1 protein-coding gene is annotated in these 572 nt (G+C 51.9%); it reads left to right on the top strand.

Going from position 1 to position 572, the window contains the following annotated elements; translation table 11 throughout:
• Nucleotides 1-572 (top strand): Ig-like domain-containing protein (locus IRQ78_RS20410; RefSeq protein ID WP_228482698.1); only part of this gene is annotated, 572 nt, incomplete at both ends.

The following is a 572-nucleotide window of genomic DNA, read 5'->3' as shown; positions in this document are numbered from 1 at the left end:
GGCACCTCAGACTTAGCCAATACCTCACTCGCCGTGACCTTTACCGATGCTGATGGTATCAGCCATACCGTGGCAGTCACCACTGATGCTTCAGGCAATTGGAGCGCCGAAGCAGGGCAAGCCTTAGCTGATGGCAACTACACAGTCAGTGCCAGTATCAGTGATGCAGCAGGTAATAACAGCAGTGCCAGTGACAGTGGTGAAGTCGACACCATTCCACCGGAGCTTGCTTTTGTGCCGACCTTCTTACTGGGTCAACTGGTGACCTTAAGTGGTACATCAGATTTACCCGCCGGTAGCACAGTGACCATCACCCAAACCTTATTAGGCGGTGGCAGTGTGACATATACGGCAACCACCGATGCCAATGGTGATTGGTCGCTGACAGGGTTAACCGTGCCGTTAGCGAACCTAGCGTCGATAACAGCCAGTGCATCGGATGCTGCAGGCAATGTACGTACTATCAGTTCAAGTGACTTTGATGGTACACCACCGACACTCACCGTTAATGTGGATGCAATAGGAAATGACAATACACCGCTCATCAGTGGTACCAGTGATGCAGGTGAAGG

Source organism: Pseudoalteromonas simplex (genome assembly GCF_015278155.1).
Classification (GTDB): Bacteria; Pseudomonadota; Gammaproteobacteria; order Enterobacterales; family Alteromonadaceae; genus Pseudoalteromonas; species Pseudoalteromonas simplex.
The sequence above is the reverse complement of the archived record's forward strand: the minus strand, read 5'-3'. Positions and strand labels throughout refer to the sequence as shown.